This window comes from Catenulispora pinisilvae (assembly GCF_015356865.1).
GTDB classification, from domain to species: Bacteria; Actinomycetota; Actinomycetes; order Streptomycetales; family Catenulisporaceae; genus Catenulispora; species Catenulispora pinisilvae.
Genome location: NZ_JAAFZA010000191.1, coordinates 1 through 20,594 on the forward strand (window position 1 = coordinate 1; position 20,594 = coordinate 20,594).

The window sequence follows — 20,594 nt, forward strand, 5'->3', positions numbered from 1 at the left end:
CCGCACCCCCGAGGTCAGCTCCCGCATCGCCCCGGTCAGCTCCCCCTGCGACCGCACCCACACCGCGAGCCCGGCCTCGTCCAGCACCGCCGCGTTGGTCCGGCCGTGGCCGACCAGGCTGCGGTAGGTGGCGACCGGCAGCCCGGTCGCGAAGGCCTCGAGCGTGCTGGAGGCCCCGGCGTTCTGCACCATGACGTCGCACGCCGCCATCAGCGTCGGCATGTCCCCGACCCAGCCGAACACGTGCGGGAACCCGGCCGCGCGCAGCCGGCCGCGCAGCACCTCGTTGCGTCCGCACACCACCACCGGCGTCACCACGCCCGAGGCCGCCAGATCGCGCGCCGTCGCCTCGATGTCGCCGACGCCCCACGAGCCGCCGAGCAACAGGGCCAGCGGCTTGTCCGCGCCGGTCAGGCCGAACTTGTCGCGGGCCGCCGCCCGCCGCGCCGCCGGCCGCTGCCCGAACCGCGCCGACACCAGCGGCCGCGCCACCGCGACCCGGGCGGCGTCCACGCCGTGGGCCACCGCCTGCGCGGCGGTCACCGCGTGCGGCGCCAGGTAGAGGTCGACACCCGGCGCGATCCACAGCGGGTGCACCGAGAAGTCGGTGAAGGTCACCACGACCGGCACCGCCAGCCGGCCCGAGGCCCGCAGCCGCCCGAGCACCTGCGCCGCCAACGGATACGTCGCCACCGCCGCGACCGCGTCGGCCGGTATCGCGGCGAGCACCGCCTGCTCCGCGGCGCGCAGCAGGCGCCGCTGCACCAGCCCGGGGCGGGCCGCGCGCTCGGTACGCGAGTAGATGCACTGATACAGCGCCGGGGCGTGGGTGATGATGCGCCGGTAGGAGCCGCACACCGCGTGCCCGGCGGGCATCAGCGTCAGGAAGTCGTGCCGGTCGACCGCGAAGCCGCGCGCGGTCAGCCGGTCGTCGAGGGCCTGGGCGGCGCTGTCATGACCGGCACCGACCGAGGCGGAGAAGATGACCACGCGGGACATGGGAGTCCTTCCGGAGAATGTGTTTCGGACTCGTCCCATGCTGGTCACGCGCGGCGCCGAGATCAGTAGTGCGACCTGGCGCTTAAAGGGTGGGGCCAGCACCACCGGCGGGGGTGAGGCAGGCGTTATGGACCTGCCGTCACCTGCGGAATTACCGTGAGCGCGTGCCGACGACTGAAGAACTGCGAAGAACGCGCTGGACGCAGGCGGGCCAGGACGCGCTGTTCCTCATCACCGGGCTGCCCCTGTGGCTGGGCGCGATGGTGATGCTGACCGTGTGGAGCAAGCCGCTGCAGGATGTCCAGTTCCTCGGCGCCGGCCTCGGCGACGGCGACATCGTCGTCCGCTTCGCCCTGTCCGTGATGGTGATCGTCGCGCTGATGCTCACGATCGCGCCGATCCTGACCGGCTGGCAGCGCAGACGCTTCCGCGGCATGGCCGGCATCGAGATCCTCGAGGTGGAGACCCCGCGGATCTACAAGCGGCAGGTGCGCGCCGCCCTGCGCTCGGAGGCCCTTCGGCGCCAAGTGGTCTACCACCTGCTGGCCGGCCCGCTGATCGGCGTGGCGCTGGCGATCATGGGCTTCGCGATCGGCATCAGCGTGTTCCTGGTGTTCCAGATCCCGCAGCACATGCTCGGCATCGGCCGCTATCAGCCCGACTTCCGGGGCCAGAAGCTCTTCGCGCAGGTCTTCTCCCTGCTGGTGTCGGTGGTGACCGCCTACTTCGCACCGTTCCTGTTGCGCCTGCTCACCCGCGCCGACGAGACGGCCGCCCGGCGCCTGCTCGGTCCGAACGAGACCGTGGTGCTGGCGCACCGCGTGCAGACGCTGTCCGAGAGCCGGGCCGCGGCGATCGAGGCCGCGGACGCCGAGCGCCGCCGGATCGAGCGCGATCTGCACGACGGCGCGCAGCAACGGCTGATGTCCCTGGCCGTGCACCTGGGCATCGCGCGCAAGACGCTCAAGGACGTCGAGCAGGTCCCGCCGGAGGCGATGGCCGTCATCATCGACGCGCACGAACAGGTCAAGGAAGCCATGGCGGAGATCCGGAACCTGGTGCGCGGGCTGCATCCGGCGGTCCTGGACGACCGGGGCCTGGACGCCGCGCTCTCCGGCGTCGCCGCCCGCTCGGCGGTCCCGGTCCGGCTGACCGTCGGCAGCACCGGTCCGCTGAGCGCGTCGGTGGAGACGGTCGCGTACTTCGTGGTCTCCGAGGCGTTGGCGAACGTGGTCAAGCACTCCCATGCGAAGCAGGCGGAGGTGGACGTCGAGCGGCGGGACGGCCTGCTGCTGATCCGGGTCGGCGACGACGGCGTCGGCGGAGCGGACGCGCAGGGCGGAACCGGCCTGACGGGGCTGGCGCAGCGAGTGGCTTCGGTGGACGGCCGACTGCGGCTAACATCACCGAGCGGCGGGCCGACCGTACTGACCGCCGAATTGCCCTGTGGGGCGTGATCCGGGGGAGATCTCGATGCGGGTGGTGATCGCGGACGACTCCGTCCTGATCCGCGCCGGAGTGGTCCGGGTCCTGGAACTCGCGGGCCACGAAGTGGTCGCCGAGACCGGCGACGGCACCGCTCTGCTCGCGGCGGTCGAGCGGCACCGCCCGGACGCGGTGGTGGCCGACGTCCGCATGCCCCCGACGTTCAAGGACGAGGGCATCGTCGCGGCGGTGCGGATCCGCGAACGCTGGCCGGAAACGGCGGTCCTGGTCCTGTCCCAGTTCGTCGAGGAGCGCTACGCGACCGACCTGCTGGCCCGCGACACCGCGCGGGTCGGCTATCTGCTCAAGGACCGGGTCGCCGACATCGATTCGTTCATCGAAGCCCTGGAACGCGTCGCGGCCGGCGGCACCGCCCTGGACCCGGAAGTCGTGGCGCAACTCCTGGTGCGCCGGCCCGCCGACCCGCTGGACCGCCTCACCCCGCGCGAGCGCGACGTACTGGCGCTGATGGCCGAGGGCCGGGCGAACACCGCGATCGCGACCGTGCTGGCGGTCAGCGAGAGCGCGGTGGGCAAGCACATCAACAACATCTTCATGAAGCTGGACCTACAGCCGGATGATCTGGGCCACCGCCGAGTGCTGGCCGTATTGCGATACCTGGCGGCGTGACCGAGCCGCCCCGTACTAGCGTCGGGGTATGGATCTTCAAGCCGTCGCCGCGACAGGATGGGGTTTCGCAGAGCGCGCCTATATAGGCGGCTGGGAAGTACGTGCCGCGAGCGGACATACCTCGCGCGCCAACGCTGCGCTCCCTCTAGGGGATTCCGGAATGCCGCTGCCCCAGACTCTGGAAGCGGTTCGGGAATGGTTCGCAGAGCGTGCTCTTCCCGGCCTGGTGCAGACGATCGACGGCAGTCCGCTGGACCGTGAGATCGCCGATCTCGGCTTCACCGAAACCCATCGCCCCGCCCTGCGCCAGACCGCGCCATTGGGGCCCGCGTTGGAAACCCTTAAGAGTTCTACAGACGCCCATCATGTAGCCGAAGTCACTACAGAACTCCCCGAGGACTACTTCGCGGCCTACCTCCGAGGCCGCGGTATCCCCGAGTTCAAGACCCTCCTCACCTCAGGCGACGCGCTGATCGCCTTCGCGGTGGTCCGCGGCGACACCGGACAAGCCCTCTCTGTCGGCCGCGTCGCCATTGACACCGGAACGGGCTACGCGGGGATCGCCGCGATCGCCACCGCGGAAGCCGCACGGCGGCGCGGGCTGGCGCGGATCGTCATGCGGGACCTGCTGGCGTTCGCCGCCGAGCACGGTGCCGAGAGCACCTATCTGGAAGTCGAGGACGGGAACGCTCCCGCGCTTGCGCTCTATGCGTCCCTCGGCTACACGACCGCGCACCGTTATCACTGCCGTCGCTTGTGACGTCAAGATGTTGCAGGCTGATAGGGAGCGGCTTGAATCTGTGACAAGGCCCACCTAGCCAGGGTGTCGGCGGAGCGCCATAGTTACCAGTGAGTAGCCCAACGCTCCCTCACTTCCCAGGGCCGACTGCCGTACTGCCCTCACAGACGGCAAGCCACAGCCCTCGACGCCGCCGACCCCTGGAGGCCGACGATGCAGCACGAGACAGCAGAAATACTCGCCGCTATCCAAGCCGGGAACACCCCCGCCGAGGACTTCGCGCACCTGAAGCTGCCTGAGTCCTACCGGGCGGTCACGGTGCACGCCGACGAGGCCGAGATTTTCGCCGGCCTGGCCAGCCGGGACAAGGACCCGCGGCGCTCGCTCCACGTGGAGGACGTGGCGACGCCGGAGCTGGGTCCGGGCGAGGCGATCGTCGCGGTGATGGCCAGCGCCATCAACTACAACTCGGTGTGGACCTCGATCTTCGAGCCGGTCAGCACCTTCAGCTTCCTCAAGCGCTACGGCAAGGTCAGCGAGCTCACCCGCCGCCACGACCTGCCCTACCACGTGATCGGCTCGGACCTGGCCGGCGTGGTGCTGCGCACCGGTCCCGGCGTCAACAAGTGGAAGCCCGGCGACGAGGTGGTCGCGCACTGCCTGAGCGTGGAGCTGGAGGACGCCGAGGGCCACGACGACACCATGCTCGACCCGCAGCAGCGGATCTGGGGCTTCGAGACCAACTTCGGCGGCCTGGCGCACCTGGCGCTGGTGAAGTCCAACCAGCTGATGCCCAAGCCCGCCCACCTGACCTGGGAGGAGGCCGCCTCCCCGGGCCTGGTCAACTCCACCGCCTACCGGCAGCTGGTCTCCAAGAACGGCGCCGCGATGAAGCAGGGCGACGTGGTGCTGGTCTGGGGCGCCTCCGGCGGCCTGGGCAGCTACGCGACGCAGATGGCGCTCAACGGCGGCGCGATCCCGGTCTGCGTGGTCTCCTCGCCGGACAAGGCCGAGATCTGCCGGGCGATGGGCGCCGAGCTGATCATCGATCGCAAGGCCGAGGGCTACAAGTTCTGGAAGAGCCAGACGGAGCAGGATCCCAAGGAGTGGCAGCGCTTCGGCGCCCGCATCAGGGAACTGACCGGCGGGGAGGACCCGGACATCGTCTTCGAGCACCCGGGCCGGGAGACCTTCGGCGCCAGCGTCTACGTGGCCAAGCGCGGCGGGAAGATCGTCACCTGCGCGTCCACCTCCGGCTTCAACCACAGCTACGACAACCGCTACCTGTGGATGAACCTCAAGAGCATCATCGGCTCGCACTTCGCCAACTACCGCGAGGCCTGGGAGGCGAACCGGCTCATCGACAAGGGGATGATCCACCCCACACTGTCGAAGACCTACGCGCTGGAGGCGACCGGGCAGGCCGCGTACGACGTCCACCAGAACCTGCACCAGGGCAAGGTCGGCGTGCTGTGCCTGGCCCCGCAGGAGGGGCTGGGAGTGCGCGACGCGGCCAAGCGGGCCCGGTTGCTGCCGGCGATCAACCGGTTCCGGAACGTGTGAGACCCGGCGGGTGATTTCTTCGGGCCGAGCGGAGGCGCGGGACGCCTTCGCTCGGCCTTTCGATCCGGATCGGTACGGACGGTAACAGGTGGACAGCGGAGGGCGACCATACGGCCGCGGCCTGCGAGGCTTCCACAAGGCACTGATTCTGGTGCGAGATGCCCGACTTGAGCGGGCATGCGATCCGGGCCTGGTACGATCCGAAGCCTCTACTCATTCCCCGGCCCGACTAGGTGTCATCCGGCCGGAAATCTGACACGATTCACTGTCATGGGACCAGGGCGGCTCGACGAACGCAGCACGGATCGCTACGGCGACCGTGCCGGCGATCGTGGATCCCACGCGCGCCGGGGCGCGAACCCCCCGCAGTCCGGCGACTACCCGCCGCGTTCGCGCTCGGCGGCCCCCGGCGACTCCTGGGACGACGGCGGCTACGACACCGGCGGCTATGACAAGCACGACGTCGAGGCCACGTTCTCGGAGATGGAGAAGGAGCTCGACAGGCTCCGCACCGCCCGCGACGAGGCGCTGACCGACACCGAGGACCTGCGCTACCAGATCGAGGTCCTGCGCTCCAAGCTGCACGAGCAGCGCCGGCTGGCCGCGCAGCCGCGCTTCGACAACATCTCCGGGCAGGTGGAGCAGATGCTCCGCAACGCCCAGATCCAGGCCGACCAGGTCCGCGCGGCCGCCGAGCGCGAGCTGCGCGAGTCCCGCGCGAAGACGGCCCGGCTCCTGGAGGAGGCCGCGCACCGGTCCGCGGAGCTGGAAGCCGAGTGGCACACCGAGGTCGGCAACCGCCGGCAGTCGCTGGACCGCGAGCTGACCGAGAAGCGGCAGCAGGCCGAGGCTCAGGTCAACGAGATGGCCGCGTGGGCCGAGAAGGTCCGCTCGGACACCGAGGCGCACCGCGGCCGGATCATCGAGGCGGCCCGGGGCGAGGTCGAGGCCGGCCGCGACCGGATAGCGATGGAGACCGCGCAGGCCATCGAGCACGTCCGCATGGAGACCGAGAACATGCGGACCGCGGCGCGCGCCGAGGCCGAGAAGACCCGCGAGGCGGCCAACGCCGAGGCCGAGCGGATGCTGACCGCGGCCGGCAGCCAGGCCGCCCAGGCCCAGGAGCACGCCGCGCAGATCCGCGGCACCGCCAAGAGCGAGGCCGAGGCCGCGATAAACTCCGCGCGGGCCGAGGCCTCGCGGATGCTGATGGAATCCGGCGCGCAGGCCGAGCGGACCCGCGCGGAGGCCAGCGCCGAGGCGATGCGGGTGCGCGGCGAGGCCGAGGCCGCGGCGCAGCACCAGCGGGCCGAGGCCGAGGCGAACGCGCAGCAGGCCCGCCAGGAGGCGGCGAACGACGCCGCGCGGATGCGGGCCGAGGCGCGCACCGACGCCGACCGGGTCACCGGGAACGCCGGCCGGATCCTGGCCGAGGCCGAGGAGCAGGCGGCCACGCGGCTGGACCAGGTGGCCCGGACCGTCGAGGAGCTGATCGGCAAGGGCCAGGCCGACGCGGAGGCCACCCGGGTCGCCGCCGAGGAGGACGTGGCCCCGCTGCGCGGCCAGATCGAGGCGCTGCACGCGCAGGCCAGCGAACTGCACTCGGCGGCCCAGCAGGCACATGAGGAAGCGCACACCGCCGCCGAGCAACTCCGGGTGGACACCGAGGCCGGTGTCGAGGCCATGCAGAACGGCGCCCGCGAGGAGATCCAGCGGCTGCGCGATAAGGCCCAGGCCCGGATCGACGAGGCGCAGGCGCGCTCGGACACCGAGACCGCGAAGGTCCGCGAAGAGGCGGACCACTACTCGCAGAACACCCGGGGCGAGGCGGACACCTACGCGAGCAACACCCGCGGCGAGGCGGACACCTACGCGGACAAAACCCGCAACGCGGTCAAGGCCGAGACCGACAAGCTGCGCGCGGACACCGAGGCGTACTCGCAGACGGTACGGCAGGACGCTGATACCTACGCCGCGCAGACCCGGGCCACGATCGACGCCGAGTCCGGCAAGGTCCGCGCGGACGCCGACGCCTACGCCCAGCAGATGCAGCTGGCCGCCGACCAGTACTCGGCGCAGACCCGGGGCGAGGCGGACTCCTACTCGCAGGGCATCAAGTCCGACGCCGACGCGTACGCGGCCAAGACGAGGGCGGACTCCGAGCTCGCCTCCGAGCGGCTCCAGGCCGACACCGACAACTACTCGACCGGGGTCCGGGCCGAGGCCGACGCGTACGCCGCGAAGACCAAGGCCGATTCCGAGCACGTCGCGGACAACCTCCGGATCGAGACCGAGAACTACGCGAACGGCGTCCGGGCCGAGGCGGACGCCTACGCGGCCAAGACCAAGGCGGACTCCGAGCAGGTCGCCGAGAACCTCCGCATCGAGACCGAGAACTACTCGGTCGGGATCCGCGGCGAGGCCGACGCCTACGCGGCACAGACCAAGGCCGACTCCGAGCAGGCTGCCGAGAACCTCCGGGCCGAGACCGAGAACTACTCGGTCGCGATGCGCGGCGAGGCCGACGCCTACGCGGCACAGACCAAGGCCGACTCCGAGCAGGCTGCCGAGAACCTCCGGGCCGAGACCGAGAACTACTCGGTCGGGATCCGCGGCGAGGCCGACGCCTACGCGGCACAGACCAAGGCCGACTCCGACCGCGCCGCCGACGAGGCGCGGGGCGAGGCGGAGAAGTACTCGCACACCACGCGCGCCACCGCCGACGTGTACGCGGCGAAGACGAAGGCTGATTCGGAGCGGGCCAGTGAGCTCACCCGCACCACGGCCGAGGACTACGCGAACGCGCTGCGGACCGAGACCGAGGCGTACGCGGCCAAGACCAAGGCCGACTCCGACCGCGCCGCGCAGGTCACCCACGCCGAGGCCGACTCCTATTCCACCCAGACCCGGCAGGCCGCCGAGGCCGTGGCCAACGAGACGATGGAAGCGGCGCAGGCCCAGGCCCGCAAGATCGGCGAGGAGGGCACGCGGTACGCGACCGCCGTGCGCGCCGAGGTCGCCGGGATAGTGGAGGAGGCGCAGAGCGCCGCCGACCGCCAGATCGCCGACGCCGAGCGGATCCGGGGCGAGGCCGAGGCGGCCGCCGCGGTGCTCGGGGTGGAGGCCGCCGAGGAGGCGGTCCAGGTCCGCGCCGAGGCCCGCCGGGACGCCGCCGCGCTGCGGGCCGAGGCCGAGGCCGCCGGGGCCGAGGCCCGGACCAAGGCGGACACCATGGTGAAGGCCGCGAAGTCGGAGTCCGAGCGCATCCACCACGAGTCGGCGGCCAGCGCCGAGGCGGCCCGCGCCGACGCCGACAAGATCCGCAGCGACGCCCGCGAGGAGACCGGCCGCAAGCTGGAATCGGCCGGCCGGGACGCCGACAAGCTGGTCGCGATGGCCCGCTCGGAGGCCGTGAAGGTGCGCGCCGACAGCGAGAACGAGGTCGACCGGATGCTGGCGGCGGCGCGCGATGAGTCCACGCGCGTCACCTCGACCGCCGAGGCCGAGGCCGAACGCGTCACCGCCGCGGCCAAGGCCGACGTCGAGCGGATAAGGCGGACCGCCGACGGCGTGCTGGAAGCCGCCGACAAGAAGGCGCTCCAGACCCGCGAGCAGGCCAACTCCGAGGCCGAGACCGCCCTGGCCACCGCGCGCAAGCAGGCCGCTGAGACCGTCGCGGAGGCGCGGGAGCTGGCCGAGCAGCTGGTGACCAAGGCCAAGGAGGAGACCGAGCGGCAGCGGGCCGAGGCCAAGCGCGAGGTCGAGGAGATCGAGGTCCGCAAGCAGGAGATCAAGGCGGAGATGTCGCGGGTGCACGGGGTGCTGGACGCGCTGGCGACCTCGGTCTCCGTTCCCGTCGGGCCGCCTTCGGAGGACTGAGAAGCGTGACTGTTCCGCCGTCCCCGCCGCACCACGACACCCGGTATGTGTTGGTCCACGGCCCGTGACGCATGATCAGCTAATGCACTCGATAGAGCGGGTTTGCCGGGTTCGTTTGTTCGATTACGGCACACCCGGTCGAAGACCGGCGGGTTTCGTGCCAGGATTCCCCTTACACCACCACAGCCCGGTACACCTTCACCGCCACTTGTAGATTGTTCACTCACCCCCGGCCCGACGCGGGCCAGTGAATCGCGACAGGGATCTCATGAGCGACATGCATTCGCCGCACGGCTTCGAGCAAGTGCGCCGCGGGTACGACCCGGTTCAGGTCAACGACCGAATCACCAAGCTGATCGCCGAGCGGGACGCCGCTCACTCCCGGTCAGGCTCGCTGGAGAAGCGCATCGAGGAACTGCACCTGGAGAACCAGACTGTCCAGGCGCAGCTCGCCGACAGCGAGCCGAGCTACGCCGGTCTGGGCGCGCGCGTGGAGAAGATCCTGCGCCTGGCCGAGGAAGAGGCGAAGGACCTGCGCGAGGAGGCCCGCCGTGCCGCCGACGCGCACCGCGAGCTGGCCGACCAGGCCGCCATGAAGGTCCGCACGGACGCCGAGCAGTACGCCAAGGACCGCAAGGCCAAGGCGGACGAGGAGGCCGTGCGGATCGTCGAGAAGGCCAAGGACGACGCCAACCAGGTCCGCGCCACCGCCGCCAAGGACGCCGCGACCAAGCGCGAGGAAGCCGAAGCCCTCTTCGAGGAGACCCGTGCCAAGGCCGCGGCGGCCGCCACCGACTTCGAGACCAAGCTGGCCAAGCGCCGCGAGCAGTCCGAGCGGGACCTGGCCGCGCGCCAGGCCAAGGCCGAGAAGCGGCTGGCCGAGATCGAGAACCGGGCCGAGCAGCTGCGCCTGGAGGCCGAGAAGATGCGCACCGACGCCGAGCGCCGGGCCCGGTCCACGATCGAGACCGCGCAGCGCCAGGCCGACGACATCATCGCCGACGCGCGCAGCAAGACCGACCGCATCCGCAGCGAGGCCGAGCGCGAGCTGGCGGCGCTGACCCACCGCCGCGACAGCATCAACGCCCAGCTGCACAACGTGCGCGAGATGCTGGCCACGCTGACCGGCGGCGCGGTCAACGTCAACGCCCTGGCGGCGCTGAACGAGGCCGAGGACGAGCTGGAGCAGGCCGACGACGCGGCGATCCCGGCGCAGCGCTGACTCCTCGCCCCCGCCGGCGGTTGTGGTGCATCGGCCGGCGGGGTCGGATCGGGATCGCTTGACGGGGCGGACAGCGCCTCGGAGCCGGCCCGGGCCTGAGGGGTCTCAGTGCGAGACCCCGATAGCAGGCGGCGACCGGCCATCGCATCAGAGCTGTCGACACCGATCGGGATAGCCGGTCTCGGCAGACGTCGCGAGCGCGCCCCCGGACCCTCTGGGTGGGTCCGGGGGCGCTTTTGCGTTCCGGCGCGGCGCGCTCTGCCGCGCTTTGGTGCGCCGCGTTCGCGCCGGGTTTCTATCAGCCCACTGTTTCGGCTGCTTCAGCTACTTCAGCTACTTCGGACACTTCGACTACTTCGACTACTTCGTGTTCCCCGGGAACTGCGGCTGGCCCGGAGCCGGCGTCCAGTTGTTGAAGTTGCCGATCTTCACGCCCTGCGTGTTGTACTCGTCGAAGGACACCCGGAAGCCCTGATCGTTCTTGAGGATCGGCAGGAAATAGAACGCCTCGTCGTTCAGGCCGGGCGCCGGGATCGTGGTGGCGGAGACCGGGGCCAGGCCGTCCACGTGCGCGACGACCTTCGCCACGTTGGCCGGGACCATGCCCATCTGCAGGGTGCCAGCACCGCTGGGGTAGTAGTACTTCAGGGTGTACTGGGCGGCCCACATGAGGCCCGAGAGGCCTTCATACTTGACCGGCAGACAGTAGGGCAGCATCGCCGGGTTGATGGACGAGTTGTGACCGTCCACGGTGAGGACGAGCCCGAGGCACTTGTCCCCGGCGGTCAGGGCGTTGTTGCCCGGGGCCGTCTGGAAGGTGATCGTCCAGTTGTGTCCCTCGATGTTGCCGGTGGCGACGACGGTCGGCTTGGTCGGCAGACCGGCGGGGTCGCCGCTCGTGCCGGTCTTGGCCGGGCTGCTGGCGGCGCCGACGTCGCCGACACCTTGGGCCGGCGTCTTGGTGTTCGGCGGGGTGGCGACGCCGGGAGCGTCCGTGGTGCCCGCGCCGCTCTTGACGCCGACACCCGAGTTGCCCGCCGCGTTCGTCGTGCTGCCGGCCTTGTCGGGCCCGGCGGCGATGGCCGTGGCGGCCAACGGCACCGCGGCCACGATCGCCAGCGCCCCGCCGGCGACCGCGGCCCGGCGCCCGACGATGCGGCGGCGCCCGGCGGCGACGATGGCGTCGGTCGGGGCCGAGGTCAGACCGCGGTCGGCGACCGCGGGGGCGAACAGCTCGCGTACCGCGGAGCCGTCGAATTCTTCGTCGTTCATGGATTCCCGTCTTCCGTCCTGGATGTGTGGGTGGGTGGTTCAGCGCGACGCCAGCACCGAGGCGTGCGTGCGCAACTTGGCCAGCGCCTTGGACGACTGGCTCTTCACGGTGCCGACCGAACAGCCGAGGATCCGCGCCGTCTGCGCCTCGCTGTAGTCCTCCCAGTACCGCAGCACCACGACTTCGCGTTGCCGCTTGGGAAGCGAGGCCAGCGCGGCCAACAACCCGGCCCGCTGATCCACCCGCGAGGTCGGGTCCCCGCCGGCGCGCTCGGGCACCACGGCCGTCAGATCCTCAACGACCCGCCGCCGCCGGAAGCGGTTCTTGTTCTGGTTGATCAGGATCCGCATGGTGTACGCGTCCATGTCCTGGGCCGCACGCACCCGCGACCACGAAGCGAACACCCGCACCAACGCCGTCTGCGCCAGATCCTCCGCGTGCCACGGATCCCCCGTGAGCAGCGCCGCGGCCCTCACCAGCCACGTCCAGCGGCCGGCCACGTACTCGCGGAACTCTGCCTCGTCCTCGGCTCTCATCGGCACCTCCTTCGACCATGCAGACCCGGACTGGCCCCGGGGTAGTTGCCCGAGTTGGCGATTCGTTGGGCGGACGGCCACCGCGACGCCGGTCCGCAACCGGCCCTGGCGACCCGCGCCTCAACTAAACTCGCCCCCATGACCGCCGCCGATCAGGTTCCCGCCGAGTCCGCAAGCGCGAGCAGCGCCTCGGCGTCCCGGACGGCGGCCAAGCCCGCGCTGACCCGGACGCCGCCGTTCGCGATCGGGCTGGTCGGCGGATTCGGCGTGCTGGGCGCCTACTATCTGGGCCGGACGCTCACCAACGTCGTCGACATCATCGTCATGATCACCATGGCCCTGGTGCTGGCCGCCGGGCTCAATCCGTTCGTGGAGATGCTCACCGGGCGCGGGTTCCACCGGCGGTGGGCCGTCACGATCGTCGCGCTGGCGGTGCTGGCCCTGTTCGCCGGCTTCATCGTCGTCATCGCCAAGCCGCTGACCGACCAGACCTCGTCCCTGATCCACAACGGCGTGCCCGACGGCTTGAAGAAGCTCCAGGACAACTCCACGATCCAGCGGCTGGACAAGAAGTACCACCTGATCACGAAGCTCCAGAACTGGTTCAGCACCGCCGACACCACCAAGACGCTGGCCGGCGGCGCGTTCGGGTTCGGCAAGGCGGTGCTCACCAGCGTCTTCAAGGCCTTCACGATCCTGATGCTGACGCTGTACTTCCTGGGCTCGCTGCCGTCCATGACCTCCGGCGGCCTCAAGCTCGTCCCCCGCTCCCGCCGCGAGCGGGCCGCGGACCTGACCGACCGGGTGCTGAACCGGGTCGGCGGCTACGTCTCCGGGGCGCTGGTCGTCTCCACCTGCGCCACCCTGGCCAGCTGGCTGGCGATGTCCATTATGGGCGTGCGCTTCGCGCTGCCGCTGGCCCTGCTGGTCGGGCTCACCGACCTGATCCCGATCATCGGCGCGACCTTCGGCGCGTTCCTGGCCTGCGCCGTCATCCTGCTGCTGGACTCGCCGGTCAAGGCGCTCGCGGCCCTGATCTTCTTCGTGCTCTACCAGCAGCTGGAGAACTACCTGATCTACCCGCGCGTGATGTCCCGGACCGTCGACCTGCCGCCGGCGGTCGCGGTGATAGCGGCGCTGGCCGGCTACACCATCCTGGGCGTCTCCGGCGCGCTGCTGTTCATCCCGCTGACCGCCGGGCTGCTGGTGATCGTGCGTCAGGTCGTGCTGCCGGCCCAGGACCGCGACCCGGACGCGCAGCCGCCCAGCACGCCGACGCCGGAACCGCCGGCTAGCCCTGGGCCGGAACAGCAGTCGGGGTCTGAACCGTCGGAGTCTGGACCGTCGGAGTCTGGACCGGCAGGCGATACTCCCGCCCAGCCTGATCCCGCATGAGGTGCCGGCTCTCGACGAGATAGCGGCGCAGCGCCACGTAGTCGTCGAAGACGGGCATCAGCGCGGCGTTGACTTCCTGCTCGTTGTAAGCACGCCCCGGCTCGAAGGCCCGGGCGGCGATGTGCTTGAGCAGCTTGTCGCGCAGTTCCTGGCTCCGGCCCCGCAAGGAAGGCATCTGCACCACGCGACCGTGGCTGTAGCACTGGATGATCTGCGAATCGGCGCTTCCCGATCCTCGGTCAGCAGGCTGGCGTGATTTGTCCATGCCCCGATACTCGCCACCCGGCCGCTCCGCGCCAACCGAATATCGGCTACTCGGCGAACGTCTCGAACGGTCCGTCCCACGTCGTCGCCAACGGATACGCCGCCGGGTTCACGCGCTTGACGATCTCGTTGTGCACGCGCTGCACGTACTTCTCGCCGACCCACAGGTGCTTCGCGCCGTCGACGCCGATCACCTCAGCCTGCGGGATGCGGGCGAACCGCTCCCGGGCCTCAGCCGGCCGCAGGTAGTCGTCGAACTCCGGCACCAGCGCCACGACCGGCTTGCCGGAGGCGGCCCAGCCGTCCAGATCCTCCGGCCGCGAGTAGCGCAACGGCGGCGAGAGCAGGATCAGGCCGTCGATCGAGGGGTCGTCCCCGTACATCAGCGCCAGGTCGGTCCCGAACGACCAGCCGATCAGCCAGCGGTTCGGCAGGTCCTCGTAGTCCGCGAACTCGATCGCGGCCTCCACGTCGAACCGCTCCCCCACCGCGTGGTCGAACTCGCCCTGGCTCCGGCCGGCCGGCGAGACCGTGCCGCGGGTGTTGAAACGCAGGACCGCCAGGTCCGCCAGCGCCGGCAGCCGCCAGGCCGCCTTGCGGTAGATGTGGCTGTCCATGAAGCCGCCGTGAGTGGGCAGCGGGTGCAGTGTGACCAGAGTGCCGGCCGGGGTGCGGCCGTCCGGGGGCAGCGCCAGTTCGCCGACCAAGTCCAGGCCGTCGGCGGTGGTCAGGGTCACCGGCCGGCGCTCGGCCGGCAGGATGGTGGTGGCGCGGATGTCGGTGCTCATCGAGATCCACGGTACCTCCCCCTACTAAGGGCTAATACCTGACCTGGTAACGAAAGACCTAAGAGCGACGACGGGCCGTACTCAACGCCGATACGGTCTATCGCATGATCGAAGCAACAGGGCTCACCAAACAGTACGGCGACAAGAAGGCCGTCGACGGCTTGACGTTCACCGTGCGTCCGGGGGTGGTGACCGGCTTCCTCGGTCCGAACGGCGCCGGAAAGTCGACGACCATGCGGATGATCCTGGGCCTGGACGCCCCGACGTCCGGCACGGTCACCGTCAACGGCCGCCCCTACGCCAAGGCCGTGGCCCCGATGCGCGAGGTCGGCGCATTGCTGGACGCCAAGGCGATCCACGGCGGCCGCACCGCCTACAACCACCTGCTGTGCCTGGCGCAGTCCAACCACCTGCCGGCCCGCCGGGTCCAGGAGGTGCTGGAGCTGACCGGCCTGCGCGAGGTGGCCAAGAAGCGCTCCGGGGGATTCTCGCTGGGCATGGGCCAGCGCCTGGGCATCGCCGCGGCGCTGCTCGGCGATCCCAAGGTGCTGATGTTCGACGAGCCGGTCAACGGCCTGGACCCGGACGGCATCCGCTGGATCCGCGAGTTCATGCGCAAGCTGGCCTCCGAGGGCCGCACGGTCTTCGTCTCCTCGCACCTGATGTCCGAGATGGAGCACACCGCCGACCACCTGATCGTGATCGGCCGCGGCAAGATGCAGGCGGACTGCTCGGTGCAGGAGTTCATCTCCCGCAACTCCGAGCAGACGGTCACGGTCCGCACCCCGGACGCCATGCAGCTGATGCAGTTGCTGGCCAGTAAGGGGGCGCGGGTCACCAACGACGCCGGCGGCCTGATCACGGTGCGCGGCGCCAGCCCGCAGCAGATCGGCGACCTGGCCTTCGACAACCAGATCCGGGTGCACGAACTCGCGCCGCACCAGGCCTCGCTGGAAGAGGCCTTCATGGAGATGACCAAGGACGAGGTCGAGTACCGCGCGGCCGGCGTCGGCGGCTACGGACCGGGCGGCCCCGGCGGACCCGCCGGCCCAGGCGGACCCGGTGCATCGCAGAACCCGTACGCCCCCGGCCAGAACCCCGGCCAGATGATCGGAGCCCGTTGAGATGAGCACCCCCTCGCAGACCGGGCAGCCGCAGAACCCGGGCTTCGCGCCGCAGGACCAGGCGGCGACCCAGCCGGTGACGGGTTACGGGCCCGGATACGCCGCCGCGCCGAACGCCGCGCCCGGCCAGGCGCCGACGCAGCCGGCCCCGGGATACGCGCCGGGCCAGCCGGTACCGCCCAACGCCGGCTTCGGCGGCCAGCACGGGGCTCCCGGCCAGTACGGCCAGCCCGGAATCCCCGGCCCGCACGGCGCGCCCGGCCACGCCGTCGTCGCCGGCCCCGACCGCTTCCCGGGCGCGAAGGCCACCTTCGGCACCGCCCTGCGCTCGGAGTGGACCAAGATCCGCACCGTCCGCTCCACCTTCTGGACCCTGCTGATCACCATCGTCCTCACCATCGGCCTGAGCGTCCTGATCGCCTTCGGGTCCTCAAGCCACCCCAGCAGCGACGGCACCGACGACTGGACCGCGATCTCCATGTCCGGCCTGTTCTTCGGGCAGCTGGTGATCGTGGTGTTCGGCGCGATGGCGATCACCGCCGAGTACAGCACCGGCATGATCCGCACCTCGCTGACCAGCCAGCCGCGCCGGGCCACGCTGTTCTGGGCCAAGACCACCATCGTCACGGCGGTGGCGCTGGCGGTCGGGCTGATCTGCTCGTTCGTGTCCTTCTTCATCGCCTCCGGCATCTACTCCGGCCACCACATCCACGTGGCACTGGGTGACCCCGGCGTCCTGCGCGCGGTGTTCGGCGGCGGCCTGTACATGGCGGGCACGGCGCTGCTGGCCTTCGGGCTCGGCGCGATCCTGCGGCACACCGCCGGGGCCATCACCTCCGCGGTCGGGGTGCTGTTCATCCTGTTCATCCTGGTGCAGTTCCTGCCGGGGAACTGGCACACCGACATCGCCAAGTGGATCCCGTTCAACGCCGGGCTTCAGATCATCGCCACCAGGCCGGCCTCCGACATGCTCTCGCCGTGGGCCGGGTTCGGGGTGTTCGCCGCTTATGCCGCCGCGGCCGTGATCGGTGGCGCAATCGTGATGCGGAGCAAGGACGCGTAGACGCGGTTTTCCCGGGCGTTTTCAGTAAGCTTCGAGGCGGGGCCAGGGGTCGCTGGCTCCGTCTCGCGCTGTCTGAGGGGGCCGCCGTGATCGAAGTGCACGACCTGTCTAAGCGGTACGGGGCCAAAACCGCCGTCGATCACCTGACATTCTCGGTACAACCGGGACGCATCACCGGGTTCCTGGGCCCGAACGGGGCCGGCAAATCCACCACGATGCGGCTGATCCTGGGCCTGGACCGGCCGCAGTCCGGCACCGCGACGATCGACGGCGTCCGCTACGCGGACCTGCGCGAGCCGCTGCGCAAAGTCGGGGCGCTGCTGGAAGCCCGCGCCGTCCACACCGGCCGCTCGGCCTACAACCACCTGCTGTGCCTGGCGCAGAGCCAGGGCCTGCCCCGCAAGCGGGTGGATGAGGCACTGGCACTGGTCGGGCTGACCGAGGTGGCCAAGAAGCGGGCCGGCGGCTTCTCCCTGGGCATGGGCCAGCGCCTGGGCATCGCCGCCGCGCTGCTCGGCGACCCGCAGGTGCTGATCCTGGACGAGCCGGTCAACGGGCTGGACCCGGAGGGCGTGCTGTGGATCAGGAACCTGATGAAGGCGCTGGCCGCCGCCGGGAAGACCATCTTCGTCTCCTCCCACCTGATGAGCGAGATGGCGCAGACCGCCGACCACCTGGTGGTGATCGGCCGCGGGGCGCTGATCGCGGACGAGTCGGTGGACGCCTTCATCGCGCGCTCCTCGGACCACTCGGTCCTGGTCCGGACGCCGCAACCGAGCCAGCTCGCGAAGGAGCTGGAGCGGACGCCGGCCGAGGGTGAGGCCGATGGCGTCACGGTGGCGACCGCCGAGGACGGCGCGCTGATCGTGCGCGGCATGACCGCGCAGGAGATCGGCGAGAAGGCCGCCGCGGCGCGCGTGGTGCTGCACGAGCTGACCCCGCAGCGGGCCTCGTTGGAGGAGGCGTTCATGGAGATGACGCGGGGATCCGTCGAGTACCACGCGGATTCGGACCCGCAGGCCGGTGCGGTCGGCGGGATCGGCGGCGGGATCGGGGACGCGGTGGCACCGGGATTCGCAGCGCCGGCCGCAGCGCCACCGGGTGCAGTGCCAGCGGGCGCCGCACCACCGACCGCCGCGCCGTCCGACAACGAGGCCGAACCAGCCGAACCAGCCGTCCCGACGTCCGGAAGCGAGGCCGCCGAATGACCGCCGCGACTCCCGACGCCCCGGCCACCGTGCCCGCGGGCCGGCCCGCCGAGGGCCGCCGCTCGGCCGCCTTCCCACGCCTGCTGGCGATGGAGTGGACGAAGTTCCGCAGCGTGCGCTCCACGGTCTGGTCGCTGCTCGCCTTCCTGATCCTGACCCTGGGCCTGTCGGTGCTGTTCACCTGGCTGACCACGAGCCAGTGGTCGAAGATGGACCCGAGCCAGCAACTGGACTACCGGCGGGACCCGACCGGCAACATCCTGGGCTCCGGGTTCGTCCTGGGCCAGCTGGCGATCTGCGTCCTGGGCGTCATGGTGATCACCTCGGAGTACTCGACCGGCATGATCCGCGCCTCGGTGCTCGCCGCGCCGAGGCGGACGCCGATGCTCGCGGCCAAGGCGCTGGTGTTCGCCGTGGTGACCTTCGTGGTCGGCGAGATCGTCTCCTTCGGCGCCTTCTTCCTGGCCGCCCCGATCCTGAACAGCAAGGTCCCGGTGAGCCTCGGCGACAAGGGCGTGCTCCGTGCCCTGCTCGGCGCCGGCCTCTACCTGATGATGCTGGGCCTGTTCGCGCTGGCGATCGGCACCCTGATCCGGCACACCGCCGGCGCCATCACCGGCGTCATCGCCTTCGTCGAGGTGCTGGCCCCGCTGGCGCAGCTGCTGCCGGGCTCGTTGGGCAAGCACGTCCACGCGTATCTGCCGACGGAGGCGGGACACCTGGTCGCGCAGTCCGCACCGGGTCCGAACGACCTGCTGTCGGCGTGGCAGGGCTACGGAGTATTCTGCTTGTGGACCGCGGTGTTGCTGATCGCCGCCGGGTGGGTACTGAAGCGGCGCGACGCTTAACGCCACGGGTCCGGTCGGCCGGCGGAAAACAGCCAGGCGCCGCCGCGCCGCCCGGACCTACCATGCGAGCCATGGAAATCCAGGGCCGCCACCTGAACGTCGTCGACGTCGAAGCCACCTGCTGGTCCGGCGCCGCACCGCCGGACATGACCTCGGAGATCATCGAGATCGGACTCACCGTGGTCGACGTCCCGGCCCGCAAGCGGGTGGCCAAGCACCGGATCCTGGTACGGCCGGAGCGCTCGACGGTCAGCACGTTCTGCACCGAGCTCACCGGCCTGACGCAGCGGGAGGTCGACACCGGCGTGAGCTTCGCCCGGGCCTGCGAGATCCTGCGCGCCGAGCACCGGTCCGGCTCCCGTCCGTGGACCAGTTGGGGCGACTACGACCGCAAGCAGTTCCTCCGACAGTGCGCTGACACCGAGGTGGCTTACCCGTACGGCGAAGGACACGTCAACGCCAAAGCGGTGTTCGCCACCGCGCACAACCTGCGGCGCTGCGGCATGGACCAGGCGCTACGAACCGCCGGGCTCCCCCTGGAAGGCCGGCATCACAGCGGTGCGGACGACGCTTGGAACATCGCCGCGCTCGTGCTGGGGCTGATGGACGCCGGCCAGTTCGAGGTCTGACGTGCGGTCCATGACGCGCGGTTCCATGACGCCCGGTCCATGACGCGCAGTCCCAACGCGCGCTATCCCCACCAGAAAGCCGTCGCCACCAACACGTACAGCCCGATCATCGCCGAGCCCTCCAGCCAGTCCGACTCGCCGTCCGAGATCAGGTACAGCACCGCCAACGTCGCGATCCCGACCGTGGTCACCAGCATCGGGTTGAAGACCAGGGTGAACGCCGACCCGCCGATCACCGGGGACAACAGCACCAGCGCGGGCGCCAGGACCAGCGCGATCTGCAACGGACTGTTCAGCACCACCGACAGCGCATGATCCGCCTTGTTCTGCCAGGCCAGCTTGACCCCGACCGCGTTCTCCACCGCGTTGCCCGCCAACGCCACGATCACCAGGCCGGAGAAGGCCTGCGAAATGTGCAGGGAGTTCATCGCGGGAGTCAGGGCGGTGACGAACTGGTCGGAGACATACGCGGCGGCCAGCGCGGCGACCGCGAGCACGGTGACGGCCAGCCAGAGCGGCCAGGGATTGGCGGCATCGAGCTCCTGCTTCACCTCAGCCGCCCCCTCGGCAGCAGTGGGCTCCAGATCACGACGCAGGCTCACCGGAATCGACAACGCGAAAACCGCCAGCAGCACCACGGCGGTGACCCGAGCCAGCGCGACCTCGTGCCCGGCCGCCGGAGAGTGGATGTAGGAGGCAAGGCTTGGAATCAGCATCGACGCCACCGACAGGATCATCAGACCCATGATGAGCCGCGCCCGCTGAATCGAGAAGCGCAGCACACCGTGCCGCGCACTGCCGACCACGAACGACAAGCCGAGCACCAACAGCAGGTTCGCCATGATCGAGCCGATGATCGCAGAACTGACCACCGTAGTCAGCCCGGCCCGCAGCGCGAACACCGACACGAACAACTCCGGCAGGTTCCCCAACGCCCCCTGCAACACCC

Annotated in this window: 18 protein-coding genes; 12 read left to right on the forward strand and 6 right to left on the reverse strand. The window is 70.6% G+C overall.

Translation table 11 applies throughout. From position 1 onward, the window contains the following. Positions 1-999 (reverse strand): MGDG synthase family glycosyltransferase (locus tag IZR01_RS36400; protein ID WP_194926491.1); only part of this gene is annotated, 999 nt, incomplete at its 3' end. Positions 1,000-1,163: 164 nt separating this feature from the next. Here IZR01_RS36400 and IZR01_RS36405 point away from each other — a divergent pair. The 6 genes from IZR01_RS36405 to IZR01_RS36430 all read left to right on the forward strand — a co-directional run bounded on the left by IZR01_RS36405 (position 1,164) and on the right by IZR01_RS36430 (position 10,517). Next, complete coding sequence (locus IZR01_RS36405) at positions 1,164-2,456, forward strand: sensor histidine kinase (protein WP_323746503.1); 1,293 nt, start codon at positions 1,164-1,166, stop codon at positions 2,454-2,456. Between the two features lie 16 nt (positions 2,457-2,472). Continuing rightward, complete coding sequence (locus IZR01_RS36410; protein ID WP_194896704.1) at positions 2,473-3,114, forward strand: response regulator transcription factor; 642 nt, start codon at positions 2,473-2,475, stop codon at positions 3,112-3,114. Between the two features lie 28 nt (positions 3,115-3,142). Beyond that, the gene (locus tag IZR01_RS36415) at positions 3,143-3,874 is read left to right on the forward strand and encodes a GNAT family N-acetyltransferase (protein WP_194896705.1); all 732 of its coding nucleotides are present in this window, start codon (positions 3,143-3,145) and stop codon (positions 3,872-3,874) included. 192 nt (positions 3,875-4,066) lie between these two features. Further along, complete coding sequence (gene ccrA, locus IZR01_RS36420) at positions 4,067-5,416, forward strand: crotonyl-CoA carboxylase/reductase (RefSeq protein WP_194926492.1); 1,350 nt, start codon at positions 4,067-4,069, stop codon at positions 5,414-5,416. Between the two features lie 270 nt (positions 5,417-5,686). Beyond that, a complete protein-coding gene (locus IZR01_RS36425) occupies positions 5,687-9,295 on the forward strand; it encodes a polarized growth protein Scy-related protein (protein ID WP_194926493.1) in 3,609 nt (1,202 codons plus the stop codon). A 268-nt stretch (positions 9,296-9,563) separates the two neighbouring features. Continuing rightward, positions 9,564-10,517 (forward strand): coiled-coil domain-containing protein, encoded by a 954-nt coding sequence (locus IZR01_RS36430; protein ID WP_194896708.1) that lies wholly within the window; start codon positions 9,564-9,566, stop codon positions 10,515-10,517. Between the two features lie 360 nt (positions 10,518-10,877). On the opposite strand, the gene IZR01_RS36435 is transcribed toward IZR01_RS36430, so the two are convergent. Together IZR01_RS36435 and IZR01_RS36440 are read right to left on the reverse strand one after the other, a co-directional pair. Further along, a complete protein-coding gene (locus IZR01_RS36435) occupies positions 10,878-11,789 on the reverse strand; it encodes a TrbL/VirB6 family protein (RefSeq protein ID WP_194896709.1) in 912 nt (303 codons plus the stop codon). Positions 11,790-11,828: 39 nt separating this feature from the next. Further along, positions 11,829-12,326, reverse strand: a complete 498-nt coding sequence (locus IZR01_RS36440; protein WP_194896710.1) for a SigE family RNA polymerase sigma factor — start codon at positions 12,324-12,326, stop codon at positions 11,829-11,831. A 138-nt stretch (positions 12,327-12,464) separates the two neighbouring features. Here IZR01_RS36440 and IZR01_RS36445 point away from each other — a divergent pair, with 138 nt between their 5' ends. Next, positions 12,465-13,721 carry an AI-2E family transporter gene (locus IZR01_RS36445; protein ID WP_228561004.1) on the forward strand — a complete coding sequence of 419 codons (1,257 nt, stop codon included), beginning with the start codon at positions 12,465-12,467 and terminating at the stop codon, positions 13,719-13,721. Here IZR01_RS36445 and IZR01_RS36450 read toward each other — a convergent pair. Both IZR01_RS36450 and IZR01_RS36455 read right to left on the reverse strand, forming a co-directional pair. Next, on the reverse strand, positions 13,618-13,986 hold the full coding sequence (locus IZR01_RS36450) for a DUF2087 domain-containing protein (RefSeq protein WP_228561005.1): 369 nt from the start codon (positions 13,984-13,986) through the stop codon (positions 13,618-13,620). The two genes, IZR01_RS36445 and IZR01_RS36450, sit on opposite strands and share 104 nt — an antisense overlap. Positions 13,987-14,032: 46 nt before the next feature. Then, on the reverse strand, positions 14,033-14,773 hold the full coding sequence (locus IZR01_RS36455) for an alpha/beta hydrolase (RefSeq protein WP_194896711.1): 741 nt from the start codon (positions 14,771-14,773) through the stop codon (positions 14,033-14,035). A 104-nt stretch (positions 14,774-14,877) separates the two neighbouring features. On the opposite strand from IZR01_RS36455, the gene IZR01_RS36460 reads away from it, so the two are divergent. The 5 genes from IZR01_RS36460 to IZR01_RS36480 all read left to right on the forward strand — a co-directional run bounded on the left by IZR01_RS36460 (position 14,878) and on the right by IZR01_RS36480 (position 19,645). Continuing rightward, positions 14,878-15,897 carry an ABC transporter ATP-binding protein gene (locus IZR01_RS36460; protein ID WP_194926494.1) on the forward strand — a complete coding sequence of 340 codons (1,020 nt, stop codon included), beginning with the start codon at positions 14,878-14,880 and terminating at the stop codon, positions 15,895-15,897. Between the two features lies 1 nt (position 15,898). Beyond that, positions 15,899-16,960, forward strand: coding sequence for a DUF2705 family protein (locus tag IZR01_RS36465; protein WP_228561006.1), 1,062 nt, complete (start codon positions 15,899-15,901; stop codon positions 16,958-16,960). An 86-nt stretch (positions 16,961-17,046) separates the two neighbouring features. Further along, positions 17,047-18,168, forward strand: coding sequence for an ABC transporter ATP-binding protein (locus tag IZR01_RS36470; protein ID WP_323747198.1), 1,122 nt, complete (start codon positions 17,047-17,049; stop codon positions 18,166-18,168). Then, complete coding sequence (locus IZR01_RS36475; protein ID WP_194896713.1) at positions 18,165-19,016, forward strand: ABC transporter permease; 852 nt, start codon at positions 18,165-18,167, stop codon at positions 19,014-19,016. The genes IZR01_RS36470 and IZR01_RS36475 overlap by 4 nt, the downstream gene beginning before the upstream one ends. 71 nt (positions 19,017-19,087) lie before the next feature. Beyond that, complete coding sequence (locus tag IZR01_RS36480; RefSeq protein ID WP_194926495.1) at positions 19,088-19,645, forward strand: 3'-5' exonuclease; 558 nt, start codon at positions 19,088-19,090, stop codon at positions 19,643-19,645. A gap of 62 nt (positions 19,646-19,707) precedes the next feature. Here the strand turns inward: IZR01_RS36480 and IZR01_RS36485 are convergent. After that, positions 19,708-20,594: calcium:cation antiporter family protein (locus tag IZR01_RS36485; protein WP_194896715.1), on the reverse strand; the 887-nt coding region annotated here is incomplete at its 5' end.